This is a genomic window from Sporocytophaga sp., from assembly GCF_017745095.1.
GTDB lineage: Bacteria > Bacteroidota > Bacteroidia > Cytophagales > Cytophagaceae > Sporocytophaga.
The window spans coordinates 2214-22279 of the sequence record NZ_JAGHZZ010000025.1 but is presented as its reverse complement, the minus strand read 5'-3'; the positions used below and the strand labels follow the sequence as shown (position 1 = coordinate 22279).

17 protein-coding genes are annotated in these 20066 nt (G+C 34.7%); 3 read left to right on the top strand and 14 right to left on the bottom strand.

The window, feature by feature from the left end:
• Window positions 1–89 precede the first annotated feature (89 nt).
• Complete coding sequence (locus J7604_RS23210) at window positions 90–1046, top strand: manganese catalase family protein (protein WP_293901648.1); 957 nt, start codon at window positions 90–92, stop codon at window positions 1044–1046.
• Window positions 1047–1176: 130 nt separating this feature from the next.
• Here the strand turns inward: J7604_RS23210 and J7604_RS23205 are convergent, their stop codons facing one another.
• On the bottom strand, window positions 1177–3006 hold the full coding sequence (locus J7604_RS23205) for an alpha/beta hydrolase-fold protein (protein WP_293901645.1): 1830 nt from the start codon (window positions 3004–3006) through the stop codon (window positions 1177–1179).
• Between the two features lie 727 nt (window positions 3007–3733).
• On the opposite strand from J7604_RS23205, the gene J7604_RS23200 reads away from it, so the two are divergent.
• Together J7604_RS23200 and J7604_RS23195 are read left to right on the top strand one after the other, a co-directional pair.
• Window positions 3734–4606: an NAD(P)-dependent oxidoreductase gene (locus J7604_RS23200; RefSeq protein WP_293901643.1), complete on the top strand. Its 873-nt coding sequence runs from the start codon at window positions 3734–3736 to the stop codon at window positions 4604–4606.
• A gap of 284 nt (window positions 4607–4890) precedes the next feature.
• Window positions 4891–7962: a M4 family metallopeptidase gene (locus J7604_RS23195; RefSeq protein WP_293901641.1), complete on the top strand. Its 3072-nt coding sequence runs from the start codon at window positions 4891–4893 to the stop codon at window positions 7960–7962.
• A gap of 72 nt (window positions 7963–8034) precedes the next feature.
• Here the strand turns inward: J7604_RS23195 and J7604_RS23190 are convergent, their stop codons facing one another.
• The 13 genes from J7604_RS23190 to J7604_RS23130 form a co-directional block, all read right to left on the bottom strand.
• On the bottom strand, window positions 8035–9090 hold the full coding sequence (locus J7604_RS23190) for a chemotaxis response regulator protein-glutamate methylesterase (RefSeq protein WP_293901639.1): 1056 nt from the start codon (window positions 9088–9090) through the stop codon (window positions 8035–8037).
• A gap of 19 nt (window positions 9091–9109) precedes the next feature.
• Window positions 9110–9550, bottom strand: a complete 441-nt coding sequence (locus J7604_RS23185; RefSeq protein WP_293901637.1) for a chemotaxis protein CheD — start codon at window positions 9548–9550, stop codon at window positions 9110–9112.
• Between the two features lie 2 nt (window positions 9551–9552).
• Entirely contained in the window at window positions 9553–10407 is an 855-nt protein-coding gene (locus J7604_RS23180; protein WP_293901635.1) for a CheR family methyltransferase, read from the bottom strand.
• Between the two features lie 155 nt (window positions 10408–10562).
• Window positions 10563–12209, bottom strand: a complete 1647-nt coding sequence (locus J7604_RS23175) for a methyl-accepting chemotaxis protein (RefSeq protein WP_293901632.1) — start codon at window positions 12207–12209, stop codon at window positions 10563–10565.
• A gap of 49 nt (window positions 12210–12258) precedes the next feature.
• A complete protein-coding gene (locus J7604_RS23170) occupies window positions 12259–12747 on the bottom strand; it encodes a chemotaxis protein CheW (RefSeq protein ID WP_293901629.1) in 489 nt (162 codons plus the stop codon).
• Window positions 12744–14780 carry a chemotaxis protein CheA gene (locus J7604_RS23165; RefSeq protein ID WP_293901626.1) on the bottom strand — a complete coding sequence of 679 codons (2037 nt, stop codon included), beginning with the start codon at window positions 14778–14780 and terminating at the stop codon, window positions 12744–12746. Before J7604_RS23165 ends, J7604_RS23170 begins: the two co-directional genes overlap by 4 nt.
• Before the next feature lie 7 nt (window positions 14781–14787).
• Window positions 14788–15153 (bottom strand): response regulator, encoded by a 366-nt coding sequence (locus J7604_RS23160; protein ID WP_293901623.1) that lies wholly within the window; start codon window positions 15151–15153, stop codon window positions 14788–14790.
• Window positions 15154–15173: 20 nt separating this feature from the next.
• Window positions 15174–15479 (bottom strand): STAS domain-containing protein, encoded by a 306-nt coding sequence (locus tag J7604_RS23155; RefSeq protein ID WP_293901620.1) that lies wholly within the window; start codon window positions 15477–15479, stop codon window positions 15174–15176.
• A gap of 6 nt (window positions 15480–15485) precedes the next feature.
• Entirely contained in the window at window positions 15486–16202 is a 717-nt protein-coding gene (locus tag J7604_RS23150; RefSeq protein ID WP_293901618.1) for a hypothetical protein, read from the bottom strand.
• Between the two features lie 13 nt (window positions 16203–16215).
• Window positions 16216–18042 (bottom strand): GAF domain-containing protein, encoded by a 1827-nt coding sequence (locus J7604_RS23145; RefSeq protein ID WP_293901615.1) that lies wholly within the window; start codon window positions 18040–18042, stop codon window positions 16216–16218.
• A 288-nt stretch (window positions 18043–18330) separates the two neighbouring features.
• Complete coding sequence (locus tag J7604_RS23140; protein ID WP_293901612.1) at window positions 18331–19131, bottom strand: hypothetical protein; 801 nt, start codon at window positions 19129–19131, stop codon at window positions 18331–18333.
• A gap of 127 nt (window positions 19132–19258) precedes the next feature.
• Complete coding sequence (locus tag J7604_RS23135; RefSeq protein WP_293901609.1) at window positions 19259–19630, bottom strand: DUF1304 domain-containing protein; 372 nt, start codon at window positions 19628–19630, stop codon at window positions 19259–19261.
• 134 nt (window positions 19631–19764) lie between these two features.
• On the bottom strand, window positions 19765–20066 hold a 302-nt coding region (locus J7604_RS23130), incomplete at its 5' end, for an SIMPL domain-containing protein (protein WP_293901607.1).

The following is a 20066-nucleotide window of genomic DNA, read 5'->3' as shown; positions in this document are numbered from 1 at the left end:
CAAGAACCTATGAAGATTTCGGTATTCAATTAATTGTCGGCATCGCTGATTCTTTTTAAGCAATGATTTCTAACCATAACCATATATGTATGTTTCACCACATTAAAGATTTACAATTTAACGCCAGAGTTTCTAAACCTGATCCACAATTTGCCACTCTTCTTCTCGAACAATTCGGAGGAGCTAATGGAGAACTTAAAGCAGCTATGCAATATTTTGTTCAGGCATTTTCAGTCAGACAAGCTTATCCTGAGAAATATGATATGCTGATGGATATTGCTACTGAAGAATTAAGTCACTTAGAAATTGTTGGGGCAACGATCCAAATGTTGCTTAATGGAGTAAACGGGCAATTAAAAGAAGCGGCGGACAAATCTGAAATTATGGATATGCTGCTAGGGAAATCAGCAAAAGAGAATCTTATTCATCAGGCTACAACAGCACCTCAATTCGGAGTCTTAACAGGTGGAGGGCCTGCTGTTACAAATTGTCAAGGTGTACCATGGTCAGGTGCTTTTGTAGAAGCAAACGGAGACCTTACTGTTGACTTACGTTCAGATATAGCAGCTGAATCAAGAGCAAAAATTGTATATGAATATCTTATGCAGTTTACTGATGATCCTTATGTGAAAGAAACTCTTAAGTTTTTAATGACCAGAGAAGTTGCACATATGCAAATGTTTGAAGCTGCACTTGAAACAATCAAGCCAAACTTTCCTCCTGGAGTAATACAAGGTGATCCTAGGTTCAGCAATCTTTATTTTAATATGTCGAACGGGGCTACAATCAGAGATGCATGGAATGAAGGTAAATCAACCGGCCTTGCAGAAACCTGGCAATATATTGAAGACCCTGCAAAGCATGTAAACGAAACAGATGGATTGCTTAAGCAACCTATTAAAGGTACAGACGCAACTCAGGAATCTGTCGAAATAAAAAGTAAAGAACTGGGAAAGAAAAGAAGTCAGGAAATCAGACAAGCGGTACCAAAAGGAGAAAATCAATGGAGTACTTATAAAAAAGATAAAACTCCAAGGCCAAAATAATTGTATATCCTATTCAATAATTAAAAATAAAAAAGCCATCTGAATTTGAGATGGCTTTTTATTGATTTCTGAAAATTAATATTGATGGTCTTTGAAAATCCAGAATAACGAAAGCTTCAATAGAGTCGCTTTAGTCTTTGTTTGTGCTGACTTCCTGTAATTTGTTCATCTTCTTTCGTATGGAAGGAATTTCTGCTATTAATAGACATTTTGAATAACTCATAACAGCATTTGGGATATCACCTATTTTTTCATAGATATTACCTAGGTTTTCCCAAGCTCGAACGCTATTGGGATAGTTATTGGTATTGGTTTTGAAACATACTAAAGCTTGTTTATAATTTTTATTTCTTATAAAGCGACGTCCGTAGTTATTCAGCACTTCTTCAAATGACACATCGCAGCCAAATTCTTTGGATATAATTTTGTAATGAGTGGTTATTGCTGATTCAATATTGAAATCAGCATTTTCCATTTTATCATCAAATTTTATTTTATGATAATTAAAGAAATATCTCATACCGTCATAGTCTGCAATAAAGGGTACGGAATTGTGAGTGTCATTCTCGTAATACTTATAATCCCATTGTAAACCTGATTTTGGCTGCATTTTTAGTATGTCGGTAAATTCAAAGATAGACCTCATGTGTGTAGCATTAATGGCCGTATCTTTCCGGATATTAGTTATGTCATATTCATCTGGCAATGTATTCGCAATTGCAATAAACAAACGCTTGTTTTGTACATCAACATTGTGTAGAATATTTTTAGCTTGTTTATTTAATAGTTGGTTGTCCCACCATAAACTTGGATCAATTGCTAGGTAATAGTTAAAAATATGCGGATGATGAATCAATGTGTTTAATACAGTTAATCCACCCAGTGAATGTCCCACGAATGTTCTGTTAGGAGCTGTTGGGTATATTGAATCAATATGGGATATCAGCTCTTTTTCGATAAATTTGATAAAATTCTCTCCACCTCCTGTATTTGTTAATAAAGTAGAATCAATATTAAATGGTGTTTTAGTAATATGAGTTGGTGAAAGATCTCTCCATCTGTCAGTATTTAAAATTCCTACAATAATCATTTCTGGGAATACTGAATTTCCATAGTAAATTCCCAATTGATCAGTCATACTTGAAAAAGTCTTTATATGTGAATCCCCGTCTAATACATATATGACAGGGTACTTCTTATTACTCTTTTTCATTTCTTCAACTGAAGTGGGTAGTGAAATCCATAACTCTCGGTCTTCATTAAGAATTGATGAATGAATCGTTTCTCTAATGGAGTTTACATCATTTTTGAAGTTATTTTTTGAAGATAAAGTTAATTGCGGAGTATATAAAAAACGGACATTATCAATTGAAAAACTTCCTGAATCACCACTGAGTCCTATAACCTGCCACGCAAGAGAGTTTAAGTCTGCTTCGCTTAGTGGTTTCCTTGCCCCCCAGGATGGTTGTGTAAGCTCAGAAATGGGGATTGTAACGGTGCTCCATTCTTTACTTTCCGGAATGTTTCTTTCATAAAATGCATAATCTTTAATATTGTCGCACCTATATACAAAATTATGAGATGAACCTTTGAATTCATAAGCAACTGCCTGTACTCCGGTTGGGATTTCTTTGGAGGTAAGGTTACATGTTATAGCAGCATAGGGTGCCCATTGCCAGTTACCTTGTTCAAGTTTATATTGAACATTTAGATTTATTTCTTTTGATTTATTTTCTTTTTGATAGGAGAATTTAATAATAGAACCTCCTCCATTATCGATGTCAGTGAATGTTTTCCATGCACTTTTATTAATAGTCATAGAATTGATTTTTTGAAAATCGTCAATGACCATCGGAGGTTTTGTATTTTGAGCATGAGAAGAAAATATATAACCTAAACTCATTACCGGAATTAGAGCTAATGTTTGAAAGTTAAATGATTTCTTAAAAGTAGATTTCATAAGACATACATGGTTTTAAAAGTTTTTATAAAAGTATATAAACAATTTTTCCAAAAACGTTCATCTTAAAGTTAGATAAATTTTTTTCAATAGCTTATGATATTTCCCTGAATAGTTCTTGGAGGCTTTATCCAAAGGGAGATATCCTCATTTTAATACCAGATATAACATTTTTTTTTCTCATATCATAAAAAGTATAGAATATTAAGAAAAGGAATAAGAGTGAATAAAAACTTCAAATCATCATTCAAAAAATAATTTTCATTTAATGAAGCGATAAATTTTAAGTAGGTAAAGTATCCAATCATGTATCATGTTTTTTAATTTAAACCTTAGTTTTTATGAAATGAATCATTGAAATCTGTTTTATTGATCTTGTTACTGTAACTTCTATCAAGGGGTATAGCCGGAATAAAATCATTACTTTACAGCCTGGCGCTGCAGTAGGTAAGGATGCTACTATTAGTAATCTCAGTAGTATTAGTAAATCTATATAATAATTGAATCAAGCAAAAGAATAAGTCAGTAAACCATGACCTGCACTCTTCAATGGCTTGTGGAAAGACAGGCCATTTTTTTTTCTATTCCTGCGAATCTCCAAAGTAATATAACAAGCAATCCAAGAAAGAATTTTATTAGAAATAAAATTGGTTGTCAGAGAGAACAATAGTAAAAAAAAACTATAACAAGGATCCGTAATTTAAGTTTGTTCTGATAAATGATTTATATGAAAGTAACTTTTATTGGTCTTGGAATTATGGGAAGCCGAATGGCAGCCAATTTGATTAAAGGGGGAAACGAAGTGTTGGTTTGGAATAGAAGCCCGGAAAAAACTGAAGGCTTGAAGCAGGTTGGTGCTAAAGTGGCTGCTTCTATTGTAGCTGCAGTGAAAGATGCTGATGTGTTGATTACAATGCTTTCATCACCTGAAGTAATTGAAAAAATTGCTTTGGGGAAGGAGGGGATTATCTTGAATGCAAAGAAAAATTCCTTATGGATTAATACAAGTACGGTAAATCCTTCTTTTGTTGACAAGATGGCAGGCAAAGCCAAAGAAGTTGGTCTGAGATATCTTGATGCTCCTGTGTCTGGATCTAAAGGAGTTGCAGAAAAAGGAGAATTGATCTTTTTAGTAGGAGGAGAAAATAAGGATCTGGAAGAAGCACGTCCATTGCTTTCAGTTATGGGGAAGTCTATTAATCATTTTGGTAAAGTCGGTGGCGGTTCAAAAATGAAAATGGTTATTAACTTAGTGTTAGCACAATCTATGTTAGCATTCTCGGAAGCCGTAAATCTAGGAGTGGCTTCTGGCTTGGATGAATCTTCAATAATAAATATTCTTTCAGAAAGTCCTGTTGTTTCCCCATTTTTGAAACTTAAAATAGCCAAGCTAGAATCTAAAAACTATGATCCTGAATTTTCTCTTCAGTGGGCACATAAAGACCTTCATTTAATTCTTCAGACAGCTTACGAGAATAATCTCTCTTTGCCGGTTACTGCAATAACCAAAGAGATTTATGGAATGGCCAGACAAGAAGGGAAGGGTGAGGAAGATATTTCAGCTGTTTATGCATATTTATTAAATAAGAAATTTAAATAAAGTTTAAATTATGTAAATTGGCAATTATTTGATATTCATTAATTACTAATTTGTTTAAGGGGTATTGTTAATCTTATTATTGTCAAATTTTTCTTCCTTCAATTGAACGAAATAAAAAATAAATCGTGTTCATAAAACTGTCGCTGAGAAATCATCTTTTTTGATTATTTTTATTATAGAAAGTTTGTGTGTTTTTAGGAAATTGGAATTTGAGGTATTTAAAGATAAAGAAATCTTGTTCAATCATATTTTACAAATGTTAATAATCTAACTCTGAATCAAAAATGAAAGTCTCTGTTTTTTTTAATTTTTTTCTTCTCGGAAGTTTAATATCTTATTCTACATGGGCGCAAAAAGATCCGTTTAATAGTAAAAAACATAAAGATACCCTTCTGAATAAATCGGAATTGAAAGCTGCTATAATTGATGGTCGTATAGCACCAACTAGTCCATTAAGAACTCCAGCATATGAAAATGGACGTAATTCAATCTCTTTGAGAACAGGAGTTAATAATCTAAGGAAAGATAACAATAGTGAAGTGGTCATTTCTAAGGAAAGTGGTCTGCCGATATTTATTTCAAAACCCGCGAATTCCAATACAGCTGCAATAAGATCCAGTTCTGATATAAGAAGTAGTTGCTTTGATTATCTGAATTCAATAAGTAGTCTTACTAAAATATCTAATCCTGAGCAGGACTTTGTAATTAAAAGTATTCAGGCGGATGGTCTTGGTAAAAAACATGTTAAACTTATTCAAAAATATAAGGGTATTAAGGTTAATGCTTCAGAAGTTGTTGTCCATTTTAACCAGTCCAATGTAGCGGAAATTTTCAATGGAAACTATCATTTAATTAAGAATGAGATAGATGTTAAACCGGTTGTTGATTCAAAGACCGCAGTAAATACAGTAATCAATGATCTTTCCTCTAAAACCCTTTATAAAAGAGAATTCAATGATGCGGAAAAGAGGATAGTTAGCCATAGTACTCCTGAAGTTGATACAGTTATATACGAAGATAATGGACTTGTAAAAAGATACGTACTGGCATATAAAATTTCTATCTGCCCGAACAAACTTGAAAGCTGGGAATATTTTGTAGATGCAAAGTCAGGAAACATACTTAAAAGTTTGAAGATTACCTGTCATGCAGATGGTCCTAGAACAGCTACTGCTATTGATTTGAACGGTGTAAACAGAACTTTTAATACCTACCAGGAAGGTTCCAATTATTATCTCGTAGATATTGCAAGGCCAATGTACAATGTTGCTAATAACACCGGAGCGATTATTACAATGGATGCCAATAATAGTTTTGGAGATGGCTTTAAAGTTCAGAATATAGTATCCTCTAATAACACATGGTCCAGTCGTGCTGCTGTCTCTGCTCACTATAATGCAGGTATTGCATACGATTATTTTAGAACTGCTCATAATAGAAACTCCATTGATGGTAATGAAGGAACTATTTATTCTGTAATCAATGTAGCGGATGAAGACGGTACTGCACTAGATAATGCTTATTGGAATGGTAAAGCAATGTTTTATGGCAATGGAAATACAGCGTTTAAACCCTTAGCGGGAGGATTAGATGTTGCTGGTCATGAGATGACACACGGAGTAGTTCAGAATACGGCAAATTTAAAGTATGAAGGAGAGTCTGGTGCAATAAATGAATCTATGGCAGATATCTTCGGAAGTATGATGGATTCTTCTGACTGGCAGTTAGGTGAAGATGTTGTGAAGCTGTCAGTTTTTCCTTCAGGAGCTTTGAGGTCCTTATCAGATCCTCATAATGGTGGAAGTTCATTAAATGATAATGGTTTTCAGCCGAGACATATGAGCGAAAAATATACCGGTACTCAGGATAATGGGGGAGTGCATGTTAATAGCGGTATACCTAATTGGGCTTTTTACAAATATGCTACATCATTGAATAGCAGGAGAAAGGCGGCTGCAGTTTTTTACAGGGCTTTATCAAATTACCTGACAGCAAACTCTAAATTTATTGATTTGAGAATAGCTGTTATTCAATCGGCAAAAGATCTTTATGGAAATTCATCTGGTGAAGCTGCTCAGGCTGCTATAGCTTTTGATGCAGTCGGTATCACCGATGGTACGGGAGGTGATTATACCAGTACGTTCCCTGTTAACCCAGGAACAGAATATCTTCTATCCTATGATACTGATAATTTCACCACGGACGGACTTTTCAGATCTACCGCAGCTGGAACAAATTTTAAGGCATTGTTGAATAAGTCAGTGAAAAGTAAACCCAGCGTTACAGACAATGGGGAAGCGGCTGTGTTTGTAGGAACCGATCAAAAAATATATACCATCAACGTAAATCCATCCAGTCCATTAAATCGGACTCTTCTTCAAGATCAGCCAATCTGGTCAAATGTATCTATATCTAAAAATGGAGAGAGAGTTGCAGCCATTACTTATGATAAGGATACTTCTATTTACGTATATGATTTTGGCAAGGAAGAATGGGCTACCTTTAAACTTTATAATCCTACCTATACAGGAGTAAAATCTAAGGGCCCTGTTTATGCCGATGCGATTGAATGGTCTTATGATGGTGAATCATTGGTGTATGATTGTTTTAACAGTATTCCGAATGCAGATGGAACGAATATCGAATATTGGGATATTAACATTATCAAAGTATGGGATAATAACACAAATGATTTTGCAGATGGTGAAATCCTTAAATTATTTAATAATCTTTCAGAGGGTGAAAGTATAGGTAATCCGAGTTTTTCCAAAAACTCACCCTATATCCTGGCATTTGATTATGAATATACAGATGATGTTTCTTCTCAGTATGCTGTTGTTGGATTAGATATGGAACATAATACGTTAGATCTTATAGCAGAAAATACAACTTTAGGTTTTCCTGCATATAATAAAAACGATAATGTTGTATCGTTTACAGCGGAAGATGTAAACGGGAATTCTAATATTAATTACGTGAACCTTAATGCTGATAAAATTTCATCAAATGGAGTGCAGAGTAAATTAATAGATAATGCAATGTGGCCTGTTTATTTTGCAGTAGGAGAAAGAAGTACAAGTACGGGAGTTATGTCTGCTGATATTGAGACATCACAACCACTTATATATCCCAATCCTACGAAAGGAGAATTAACAGTTATAGTGCCTAAAGCGAAGCAAAATAAATTTGAGATGCAAATCTTTAATCAATTAGGTCAGCTTGTGAAAAGCAAATCATTTTATAATGCATCTGATAAAGTAGTTATAGATGCTGAAGACTTACCTGAAGGGTTATATTACCTGACTATAAAAGATGATTCATTGCCGGTTTCTTACAAGTTTATAAAGCAAGATTAATTGATTTTTTTATATAGAATTGTAATAGTGGCCTGTCTTTTCGATAGGCCATTTTTTTATACTTGATGAAGGCTAGAACTGATGCTTTAATACAAAGTTACCCAACTGATCCAAGGGTAGTATTTTCTCTACAGCGTTCAACTTGATTGCTTCCTTTGGCATGCCGAAAACAACACAGCTTTTCTCATCTTGTGCTAATGTCAAAGCCCCTGCTTCTTTCATTTCCAGTAATCCCTTGGCTCCATCTGAGCCCATTCCGGTCATAATGATGCCAATGCTGTTTTTACCTGCGTTCGTTGCAGTAGACCTGAATAGCACATCGACAGATGGCTTGTGTCTGTTCACAAGAGGTCCGTCTTTTAGTTCTACAAAATACCTGGCTCCGCTTCTTTTTAATAGCATATGTTTATTTCCAGGAGCAATCAATGCTCTTCCGCGAATAACACTATCCCCATTTTCAGCTTCCTTTACATCTATTTTGCATAGACTATTAAGCCTGGTGGCAAATGATTTTGTGAAGAGCTCTGGCATATGCTGAACGATAACAATTCCAGGAGCATCAGCAGGGAAGTATTCCAGAAAGCTCCTTATGGCTTCCGTTCCGCCTGTTGAAGCGCCGACAGCAATTACTTTTTCTGTCGTTTTAAGGAGGCTGTTTGAGCTTTTAATTTTTTCAATATTATTAGTAATAGGGATCTCAGTTGGATATATTTTTTTTCTGCTTACTTTTGATTTAGCTGCAGCTTTTATCACCTCACAGATCCTCGTTTTATATTCTTCAATAAACCTTCTTGAGTTTAGTTGAGGTTTATGTAAAACTTCAACAGCACCTAATTCAAGCGCCTTTATAGCACTTTCCGTTCCTTCCTGTGTAAGACTTGATATAATCACAACAGGGATAGGATGCTGAGACATTATTTTTTTTAGGAACGTAAGCCCATCCATTCTTGGCATTTCAATGTCGAGTGTGATTACATCAGGAATTTCATCCGCAATTTTTGAAACAGCAAAATAAGGATCACCGGCCGTCGCCAGCACCTCCAGTTCTGGATCAGAATCGATAATTTCTTTCAGTGTCTGCCTTATCACAGCTGAATCGTCAACAATCAGTACTCTTGTTTTTTTCATTACTTCAAATTTCTGATTATTAAATAGGCGTTACAAGTACATTACCTGTGGCAGTATAAAAAACGACCTTTTGGGCAAAAGGAGTTCCGACGCAAGATTTAATTATAGGGATATCGTATTCATGAAGTATACGTTTGGCCAAAGATATATTCCTTAATCCTACATTGAATTGAGGAAGAACATTACTAATCATATGGCCTCCAAAAATCTTAGCCTGTAAGCTGGACGGCTTAGATCCCAAAAGAATCATTCTCTGTATGAGTTCAGGAATAGAGTAAATCCCATATTGTCCGCTTCTATGAAGTTTTGTAGTATCCGGTAGCATAAAATGATTAATCCCGCCTGTTTTCAATTCAGCATCAAAAAGGCAAACAGAAACACAACTACCTAAAACAGTAGTAACTTCTGTAGGCTCTTCGCTCGCATAGATTTCTTTCGGATACAAGTATTTTTTAATCATTCCTAAATCTTTCTGAATATCGTGGGTTTTACCTGAATCAAGGGGAGATTCATATTAGTTAGTGATTCAGAATGTCCTATGAAAAGATAACCTCCAACCTTAAGTTTGGAACAAAGTTTTTTTAATACATTTTCCTGAGTAGGATTATCAAAGTAGATAAGCACATTTCTGCAGAATATGATGTCGAATATGTTAGGTACATCAAAGCTTTCATCCATGAAGTTCAACCTCATAAAGTTTGTTTTTCCTCTAAGCTCTGGTATAATCCTAACTGTCTTTTCTGTAGCATTTCTGCTTTTTAAAAAATATTTTCTTTTTATTGCTAATGGAATCGGCATTGTTCTTACTTCAGGATAAACTGCTAATGCTGCTTTTTCCAGTACTTGAGAACAAATGTCAGTACCTGTAACCGAATAATCTACTCCAGATCCAAACTCTCTTAATTCTTCAAGCACCATGCATATGGTATATACTTCTTCTCCTGAAGAACACCCCGCGCTCCATATATTTGCCTTGCTAATTTTCGATTCTTTAAATTGAGTAAATATATGATCACGCATAAAATCAAAGTGCATAGCTTCGCGGAAGAAATCAGTTTTATTGGTGGTAACAACATCAATCATATGAATAAGCTCTTGTCTCTTCCCTGTGGGGCTGAATAAAAAATTACAATATTCATCAAAGGATTTCATATTCAGATGTCTGAGCCTCTTGTTAAGGCGGCTTTCGAGAAGTATCTTTTTTTCAGGAGGCATTTTTATGCCGCAATATGCATTTATGAATTCGCTTAGTTTTCTGAAAACTGCTGTGGACATGGTTGTCCTGAAGTTCTGATCATATTCAAATCCTTTACTCACGATTTGCATCTTTAAATTTTCTTTTCCAGTTTAAAAGATATGTTTTATCGCATTTAAATAAATGTTGTCATACTATTCTGTTAATTTGCACTCTTATTTTCTTTAAGAGCAAAACGAACGACTAGTATGACAACAAAATGGAGTTAGTTCCTTACTTAGAATTTTTCGTACTCTCTATCTAGTGAGTCACTTTCCTTTTTCAAATTTATCACAAAACCGTTGTTGCTTTTGTTTTTTGCATTCGGAGGAGTATTAGTCACTACGCGATTAACCGGTTTTCTTTTATGGCTGTTACTATGAGTATCAATTCTGAAGAAAGAAATTGTGTCTTGTAGCTGTTCTGCCTGGCTTGCAAGTTCTTCCGCACTTGCTGCCATTTCTTCAGAGGTAGCAGCATTTTGTTGGATGATCTGATTGAGCATCTGCAAAGCAGTATTTACCTGATCTGCTCCAGATGTCTGTTCAATCCCGGCAGCACTGATTTCTTGTACTAGTCTGGAGGTTTTTTGAATATGAGGAACAATCTCTTCAAGGATTTTACCTGAACGTTCCGCTATTGATACACTTGATGAGGATAAGGAATTAATCTCATTCGCAGCGATCTGGCTTCTCTCTGCAAGTTTTCTTACTTCAGCTGCGACAACTGCAAATCCCTTACCATGTTCTCCAGCTCTTGCGGCCTCAACCGCAGCGTTTAAAGCAAGAAGGTTGGTTTGACGAGCGATTTCTTCTATAATAGAAATTTTCTTTGCAATATCTTTCATTGAACCCACTGTCTGATTCACGACAGTACTTCCTTCCTGAATATCTTCAGCTGCTCTTAACGCGATTTTTTCTGTCTGCTGTGCATTTTCATTATTCTGCTGGATATTAGCTGCCATTTCTTCCATTGATGAAGATACTTCTTCTGCAGAAGCTGCCTGTTCATTGGCTCCTTGAGACATCTGCTGAGATGACGCACTCATTTGCTGACTCGCTGAAGCAATTTGTTCTGTTGCGTTATGTACATTACCGATAATATCTTTTAGTTTGGCTATCATTCCTTTTAGATATTCAAGAACTTCACCGATCTCATCTTTATTATTGCTATCGATCTGTATCAAAAGATTACCTTCAGAAACTTCCTTAACAGCAAGCTTAGCTTTTGATAAAGAACTTATAATTGAAGAGATAATCCAAAATGAAATTCCTATGGCACATATTACTGCAACAACCAATGAAATGACCATATTCTTTTTGGATTCAGCATATAGTTCAGCATTCTCCTTAGCTGCAAGTGCAAGTTCTCCTTCATTTTTCTTTACTATACGGTATATGATAACCCTACATTCAATAAACATTGGTGTCAGTTTGCTATCAGACATTGCAGCTGCGGCAGCTTTAGATGAATCAGTGTTCATATCTACAGTAAGTCGTTTGAACTCTCCAAATGCATCCTGGTACTCATTCCATTTTGCATCATAGGTATCAAGAATTTCCTGTCCTTTGCTATCAGCCAATGCTCTAAGTTCCGCAAATCTCGCTTTCATCTCCGTGTGCCGGTCATTAATTTCTTGTTGGATTTTGGTGAGGTCTGCACGATCTCTTGAGATTATTAGAGCTTTCTCTCTCTTTCCGATATACTGCATGTCTTCACTGACCTTTAAAGCGTATGCAAGCCTTTTTGAATTTACTTCCACGAGGGTGGTTACACTTTTATTGAGTTCGAAAGCAACCGAATTTCCTATATAAAACATGTATGCAGAAATAGCAATCAGAATTGAGAAAGCCAGAATTAGCCTTCCTTTTATTGTTAAGTTCATTATTTTCTAATTATTAAGGGTTAGGTGATTATATATTGTATTCAGAGTATTAGCTGATCAGGGAGTCTTTAACCAAAATCAGTTCATCTGCAGAAAAGACTTTGTCTATATTTAGCAGCATTATAAAATCTTCATGATACTTAGTCATGCCTTCAAGAAATTCTGCTTTATATTTACTTCCCAGGCTTGGGGATGGCTGAATTTGGGCTTGTTGAATTTCAAGTACTTCCTGTACTGAGTCTACTAAGGCTCCGACTATAATGTTCTCGGAATCCATTTCAACATTGATTACAATAATGCAGGTATTTACAGTACAGTCTATTTTGGGTAATCCGAATTTGATTCTCGTATCAATCACAGGTAGTACATTTCCCCTCAGATTTATAACTCCTGTCATGTATTCGGGAGATTTTGGCACCTTTGTAATATTGGGAACTTCAAGTATTTCCAGAACTTTTCCGACGTTGGCCGCGAATGATTCTTTTCCAAGCTTGAAGGTCAAATAGGAATTGATGTTGGCATTCGTGTCCTCCTTCATATAGCAATTATCATTTTTGAATTAGAATATTCTTTAATTATTTTATTAGTATCCAGAACCAAAGCAACCGTACCATCACCAAGAATGCTGGCTCCGGAGATGATTTCAATGTTTTTGTAAAGTTTGCCAAGTGGTTTTAACACTGCCTGGTATTGGCCCACAATTGCATCTACTATAAGACCTACTTTTTTATCATCAGATTTTACCATTATGATCTGTTGAAGAAAGGGTGGGGTAGAAGTGTCACAAAACTCTGTTCTAAGATTGATGAAAGGTTGTCTTTCCCCATCAAGGGCTAGCAGATCATCAAATGCTTCTTCAATAAATTCCTGGGTTACTTCATGGCATTTCTCAATTACTCCTAGGGGAATAATATAATGGGTGTCGGAAATTCTTACCAATAGTCCATCAATAATAGAAAGTGTTAATGGCAGTTTTATTGTAAGTGTAGTTCCTTTTCCTGGTACCGATATTAAATCTACTTCACCTCTTAAGTCAGAGATCTGCCTTTTGACAACATCCATGCCTACGCCTCTCCCAGAGATTTCTGTAACTTTTTCTGCAGTTGAAAAACCTGGAAGGAAAATTAGATTTAAAATTTCTTTTTCTGAAAGTTGTGCTTCTTTAGAAATAAGATTTTTTTCTTCCGCCTTTTTTTTGACCCTTGTAAAGTCTATTCCTTTACCATCATCAGTAATCTGAATGTTAACATTCGAACCTGTATAAAATGCCTTAAGTAGTATTGTGCCCTGTGCTTGTTTTCCTTTCGCTGTTCTTTCATTCTCTGATTCAATTCCATGGTCGAGGCAGTTACGAAGAATGTGTAATATAGGATCAGACAGATTTTCTATTATGTTTTTATCCAGCTCTGTGTCTGTACCTTCTGTAATGAATTTAACATTCTTATTTAACTGGGTGGAAAGATCTCTTATAAGACGTTGAAATCTAACGACAATAGTTTCAAATGGAACAAGACAAATAGAAAAACTGTTGTCTCTTATTCTTCTCGTTATTTTTTCAATACTCTCTGTTATCTCCGAAACTTTGCTGTCTGTAGTATTCTGAGTAAGGACGTTGAGTCTTGCCTGGGCAGTTACCAGCTCACTCACCAGACTCATCATTTCATCCACTTTATTTGAAGAAACTCTTATTGAAGAAATAACATTTTCAGTTTTATGGTTATTTCTGGCTAATTCATTCTCCTGTGTTGACTCTTCCTGAGAAGGAATACTATATTTATCAAGTAAATTCTTTATTGAAAGTCCTATGGTATTGGAAATGGCGGTTTCCTTAAGGTCCTCGGAAAACTTTAGAGAGTTTAATAAATCCTTATCACTTATTTTCTCAACCACAAGTTCCGATTGAGCATCGGCAAATAGAAATATATCCCGGATATCATCTTCATTCTTTGTATAAATAAAATTATGCCAGGTAATATAACATGTCTGGGGATCTATTTCCGTTAACTCAGGTACATCCGATAAATCTGCAATAGTGAAAACATTTCCCAGTTGGGATAAATCATCTATAAAATACAATGGATTGTTTCCCGTACGATGAATATCTTTTGCAGGTTTAAACTTTACATACCATGTTGAAGCACCTTCTGAGTTAGTATTGTCTTTTAGTTCTTCCTTTAAAGCCTTTGTATCATTAGAGATAGAAGAAAGCATTTTTATTGCCTTCATCATATTCTCATGATTTACCTTGTTTGAAGTAATTTCAAGTTTCTCGTCCTTGAGTATACTTCTCAAGTGATCCACAGATGAAAGCGTAACAGAGATGATCTGAGAGGATAGCTCAAGTTCATCTTTTCTTATATCATCGTATATGTTTTCGAGATAGTGTGTAAATTCACTGACAGCCTCATAGCCGAACATGGAGCTATTTCCTTTCAGTGTATGCATAACCCTGAATATTTCTTCTACATGAGAAGCGACAATATCTTCCTTTTCAATCTTGAGTAAAACTTTCTCCAGTTGTTCAAGCAGATCACTCGCTTCTTCCAGAAATTTCCTTCGAAACTGGTCCATAATAAATTTATCTGATTACTTTTTGAATAGTAGCTAATAACTTTTCAGGTACAAATGGTTTTACTATCCATCCTGTAGCACCTGCGGCCTTTGCCTCATCTTTTTTGTTTTGTTGTGACTCTGTTGTTAGGAAAATAATTGGAATGTATTGATAGGTAGGATTCGATCTGATGTTTTTTATCAATTCGATTCCATCCATGTTGGGCATGTGCAAGTCTGTTACAACAAGATCTATTGGACTGCCATCAAGATACTTCATTGCATCTTTTCCGTCCGTACCTGCCAGAACCTTGTATCCTGCATTTACCAATGTATAACTTACAACATCTCTCATGCTTTCAGAGTCATCTGCGATTAGTATTGTTTTTATCATGTTAGTTCATTAAGAAGGTATTAATTAAAAATATTTTTCAATCCATTTTTCTCCAATAACAAAGAAAGATCAGCTGGAAGATTTGTAATAGTAGACAGTTCTTTACCTTCTTTTAAAATTGTTCTTTTTGCAGAATAGAGCAATTGTATGATTGTGAGATCAATGTTGTCTATGTCATCAAGATGAATCGTTATTTTTTTTGATTTTTCTATAACACTTAAAATCTTTTTATGGATAACCTCCGAATTGTTTATAGTAAGGTTTCCAGTAAGGAGTACTTCAGTGTGATTTTTCTTTTCGTTTATTTGAATGTTAAAATTTTTCATAGAGTATCAAAAGAAAATATCATTGTCATTGTTAAATGTAATTCTGTATTTTTCTTGCATGTCAGGTATGCATGCGTATAATACATCTCTTTCAGATTGCATCGTATAAACCGATTGGATTTTCATTGCAGCCACGTCAAGAGTTCGAGCCGCATCGGAGTAATCAAAATTTATAGACGCTATCGCTTTCAGGTTTTGTTTTATCTCAGAAACCAATGCTCCTATCTTAAGAGAATTCTTAAATGGAACATAAGAACTTAACGAATTGGAATTCTTTGGCCTACTTTGTTTTTCAAAATTGTCAAGATCTCTTCTTAGAATTGCACATATAGAAATGTATTCATTATATGTTTCTTCAAGTTGCCTGGTATTGACTTCAGTGATTTTGTTAGTATGTGTAATTAATACAGTAGAATTGTCCTTTGCATATTCCGATTCTTTAAACTCCTGAATGATCATATCATTGATTACTTTTATATGATCAAGGCGTTGAGAGAGTATATCCTGATATTGAAGGTTCGTAGTTATGCTGCTGATAATTTCAGTAGGCAATCTGTTTTGTTCGTATTGATTCTCCCTATCTTCTTGCGCTGGATATCCTTTAAGAAAAAATACTATATTTTTAAACTCACTTGATATTAATTCAACTAAAAGTTTGATTTTTTTATTAACATCTTCAGTCAGTTTTACATACTGGCTTTCGGATTTATAATGTTCTCTCATGCATGCTTACATATTAAAATAACTCGACGGAGATACTTTGAACAAAAGCCGTAAACAGGTTTTGATTTTTATATTTTGATTTGGTAATGGTAATAAGTACAGCTGATTCTTCATGGTTTTTATTATATATGTTAATCTCACTTCTGATATCAAGGATTTTTCTCTGTTGGCCATCTAAATATTCCCAATACATGTCTGTATCGGTGGTCTTTAATTCCATATTTATCAGCTCTCTGATATTTTTGTTCAAAACATTCTCTCTTAATGTACTCCAGATAGCTTCAGCAGACTTGTTGAAGAACTCTATCTTGCCTTCCTGGTCAAATGTGATAACTCCATCGACACAGCCTTCCAGTATAGATATATTTTTATTCTTCTCTGATTCAATATCTATAATCTGTTGTCTCATTTCTGCTTTTGCTTCTTCCAGTTTAATATGAAGGTTATCCTGGGTAGCCCTGAGTTCTTCAGTGTTTTGTCTTAACTCTTCTTCCTGGGATTGAAGGTTTTTAGTCAATTGTCTTGAATCATCAAGAAGCAATCTTGTCCTTTCGTTTGCCCTCGCACTAGCGATAGAAGAAGCAATGGCGTCTCCTGCTTTCTCTGCAAATTCGATTTCAAAGGTTTTTAATTCCTCGAAATATGCCATTTCTATAATCCCACAAAGTATATCGTTACTTTTTAAAGGAACGATAAGAATAGATGTTGGGTTAGATTGACCTAGTCCAGATGTTATTTTGATATAGTCTTCAGGAACATCAGTCAGGTAAATGGTTTCCTTTTCCAGTGCAGCTTGTCCTATAAGGCCGTCTCCAAGTTCTATGTTTTCTTGAATACTCTTTTTTCGATCCCATGCATATGCAGCTTTTAATTTCATATGTATGTGCTGAGTATCTTCATTTACTATATATATTTTTCCTTGGTTAGCTCTTGTGTACTTTATAAGGCTGTGCAGTCCATGTGAACAAAGCTCTTCCAGGCTGTCATTGTGCGCTCTTAATACGTCGGAAAATTTTGCTAGTCCTTCCGTAGTCCAGTTTCTTTTTCTTTCTTCTTCGGCGACGTTTGATAATCTTTCAGCCATGTTTTTTAAGGAACCTCCAAGTTTATCATGTTCTCCGAGGAGCTTGTATTTGTAATCAAACTTTCCAGCTCCTATGTTTTCAGCAAAGACAGCAAGTTCTTTTTGATTGTGTATGATAGTATTTATACACTTTATAATCTCTCCAATCTGATCTTCATTGTGATGATCTATTTCACAATTGATATTGCCAGACTTTAGTGATGAAACAGATTTCAGAATATTGCTTATAGGTTCTGAAATAGTTTTACGATAATTGTGTATCAATAAAGTTAATGATGTAATAAAGCATAGTGCTAGTATACAGTTGTATATGTTGTGCTCTTGTTCAATATTGTTGAACTTTTCTTCAATTGTTTTTGCCAGATTTTCATTTATTATGATCTCTTGAGTGATAAGTTTGTTGAACTCATTTCTGCTGATTGACCCTTCTATGGCTTTCAGTGCCTCGATTATAGAAGGTATATTTTCTTTTCCAAAAACAAATTTATCTATCTTAATAGAATTATTTATACCTGCTAAATGAACTAATTCAAGAGCATTTTGTGAATTTATAGCTGTTGGCGACTGGTTGCTTCTTATAAAAGTCAAAGCCTTATTTTGCTGCCTTATCAAGGATAAATTGCCTTGAGCCATCTTCAATCTCTCATCCTTTACATCCCTCAGGATGCCCCAGATAAGAGGAATTAGTACACTAACAACAAAAGTAAATTTATAGTTTATTGGAATTAAATTATTCCCCTTTTTTACCAACGACATAAAAATGATTCATGTAGGGGGCTGATACGAATCATTTCAATAATAGGTTTTAAATACATTGTTGTTGTCAAGGATATATGAGTTATTTTACCTTGAGAATTAAGATTGAGTGCTTGGATAATGTATATTACTTTAATGTATATAATGTTATTAAGTCTTGAAACCCAGTGTGAATAGGCGTTTGTTTTTTGTTAAGAATGCTATTTGGCCCCTTTTGTCTTTCATTGTATTGTTATGCATGCAGAGTATTTCTGGTTTGTAAGGAAGGGTGAAAAAAATATAGGAACTTTAGTGTGATTTTATTATGTCAAGTATAAAGAAGTCAAATCCATGACCATGATGCAGGACCGGTTCTTTGAAGATACTATTCTCTAATGTATTAATTTGAATGTCCGGCTTGTATTCTTTTGGTGCTTCTCCTGCTTGTCTGAAATCTTGTCCTTTCCCTAAATGAATTATAGTTAAATAGTATTCTCCAATTTTATATTCTCTGACTGAATTAATCAGCAATCCCTCTATGAGATCCTTTATTCTTGATTCTGAAGGTTCATAATCAAATCCACTATAGTAATTGATATAATTTGAAGCAAAAGATTTTGGATTGTATAGAACAGTGACTTCCTGTTTCTTTTTTGATTTTAGAATTACGTATGCTTTATTATTGATGGTGTCAGTTTGAAGAGAAGCGCTTTTGCAATTTGTCTGATAATTACAAAATGAGATATCCTGTGGTTCTGCATATATTATATTAGGTATTGTTCCTGCCTGTTTGATACCTTTAATGAAGGCAGCTTTAACTACATTTAAATAAGTACTTTCCGGAAAAGATTTTAGTGTGTCAAGTAGCCTTGATTCGATTAATTTGTAATTTTTGTTATAAGTATTGAGATAACTTATTCCATGCCAGAGAGGATGTAGTCTTTCCGTTTTTCCATCTGTCGAATCGCTTCTGATCATATGAATCTCAACTACTACTATTCCCTTTGGGGATATTCCGATTGGGAACATTCTATTCTGATCAGCTGAAAGACAAGCAATAGATTTGTTGATGGTTAAACTAAAAAGTAAGATAAAAATTAGGAATCTCATGTTGTTGCTGCTAGATTATATCATTGCATTATGATTGGTCAGTGTATAGGCTGTGGAATAGATGCCGTTTTATGATAGAAAATAAAGCAGTTTCATCAACACAGTTATGCTCATTTTTTCGATTCTGTTATAAATACTTTTGAATTATAACAGTTGAGAGAGCTGCAATAGCAGGCATTGCCTGAACAAAAAATATTTTTCTGCTTGCCGAAATTGCCCCGTAAACTCCTGCAACAATTATACAACTAAGAAAGAATGTAGCAATATTCACAGACCAATCACTATCAGTAATGAGAAGAGACCAGATCAAGCCAGCAGCCAGAAAACCATTATACAGTCCTTGATTAGCAGCAAGCCCTTTGGTAGGTTTAAATAAATGTTCAGGTAATGATTTAAATGTTTTTTTTCCAATAGTTTCCCATGCAAACATTTCAAAGTACATAAAGTACAAGTGTTCAAGAGTTATCACTACAATTAATATTTTTGATATCGCGTTCATATTTTTAGTATTATTTTTAGGGAAATTGTATGTGGTGGTAAGTTAAAATAAATCACTGATAAAAATATCCTCATTCTAAAATAGTATTTGTTATAAACGACAGCTTTAGGGGCGGTAAATTTCGCCTGGAGAATTTATTCAATATTCCAGGTAATTGTTACCGAATCTCTAAAAGTTAAATCGTCAGGTGTAAAGTTGAAAGATTCTCCGCCATCACTTGAAGCCATTGCTGAGCTATATTCATGCCTTCTTTCTACTAATTGCATACCATCATCATTGCTCCAGGACCCGTACGAGATATGATTCAAATTTACTAGTTTAACTTTAGCAGCTTTGGCCATCGTAGCAGCCTTGTCATTCCCATCTTTAATAGCATAATCTATAATTTGTGTCTGGACCTTTTGCTTAAGTGCTTCTGATAGTTCAAAGTCAAAAC